The sequence below is a fragment of the Bradyrhizobium sp. Arg816 genome, from assembly GCF_029989365.1.
Classification (GTDB): domain Bacteria; phylum Pseudomonadota; class Alphaproteobacteria; order Rhizobiales; family Xanthobacteraceae; genus Bradyrhizobium.
The window spans coordinates 1-1,125 of sequence record NZ_JAPRAQ010000082.1 but is presented as its reverse complement, the minus strand read 5'-3'; the positions used below and the strand labels follow the sequence as shown (position 1 = coordinate 1,125).

Annotated in this window: 1 protein-coding gene; it reads right to left on the bottom strand. The window is 63.1% G+C overall.

Annotated elements, in window-relative coordinates:
- Positions 1-106: 106 nt before the first annotated feature.
- Positions 107-1,066, bottom strand: coding sequence for an IS5 family transposase (locus OWC48_RS45905; protein ID WP_282525911.1), 960 nt, complete (start codon positions 1,064-1,066; stop codon positions 107-109).
- Between the last annotated feature and the right edge of the window lie 59 nt (positions 1,067-1,125).

Sequence of the window (1,125 nt, the reverse complement as noted above, 5' to 3'; positions counted from 1 at the left end):
GGGCCTGTTGCGTTATCGGCTCTTGAGGCTGAAGACGTCAGGAGAGAAGGCCTTGGTCCCGGTAATTTCCTGCCAAGATCTGTAGTTGTCGCCCTCGGCGGGCGGCTCACGCGGCGATCGTGGCCCACCGCCTCATGTTGAAGGCGATGGACGCGAGCAGGACTTGCCCGGTCGCCTTGGTCAGACCGACGTAGCGGATGCAGGTCAGCCGCATGCGGCGTTTGAGAGTAGCGAAGGTGGTCTCGACCTGGGCTCGGCGGCGCGCGATGAGGAGGTTGTAGCGTTTGAGCCTGGGCGGCAGCTCCGGGTGATGTCGGTTGGGCCGACGCGCGATGCGGGGTTTCTTGCCCTCCGCCTTCAGCCGGGCTCGTCGGGCATGGGTGTCGTAAGCCGCATCGGCCCACACCGCAGCTTCATCGCCGCGGATCAAAGCGTCCGCAGGCGTCGTGTCGTTGATGTTGGCCGCTGTGGTCAGTACCGCGCGGATCAAGCCGGATCCTTCGTCGACACCGACATGGGCCTTGTAACCGAAGGTCGAGCCGCCCTTGCCTTGCCGTTTGGTGAACCGGGCATCAGGATCGTTTGAGGGGCGGTCCTCCTTGGGCGGAGCCGACACTGCCTGGATCAAGGTCGCATCCAGCATCGTGCCGCGCTTGAGGATCACGCCAGCATTCTCAAGCTGACGATCCAGTTCGCCAAACAGCTTCTCCAGCAGGCGTTGTTCAACGAGCTGGTTCCGGAAGCGGTTCAGCACCGTATGGTCGGGCGTCGCATCCTCAAGGCTCAAACCGACGAAGCGCTTGAACGACAACCGGTCGCCCAGCGCCTCCTCGAGCTCTCGCTCCGAAAGACCATAGAGCGACTGCAACAGCACAGCACGAAACAGCACCAGCACCGGATAGCCTGGCCGACCCGGGCTTGCTTCATCCCGCAAATGGCCGATCAGCTTCTCGAACCGGTACCACTTGACCAGGCCAGCCAGCCGATCCAGCGCCGCATTGGCGCCGGCCCCCTTCGGCATCAGCGCTTCCACAAAGCTCGGCTGTCCCGTCTGCTTAACCGCCATCGCTACCCTCCAAGGCTTTGCCCGAGGGAATCACAATTGACGAATTACGCAACAGGCCC

What these genes read in the sequence shown, in the direction of transcription:
- OWC48_RS45905 (WP_282525911.1), bottom strand. Translation starts at nt 1,066, where the DNA reads ATGGCGGTTAAGCAGACGGGACAGCCGAGCTTTGTGGAAGCGCTGATG.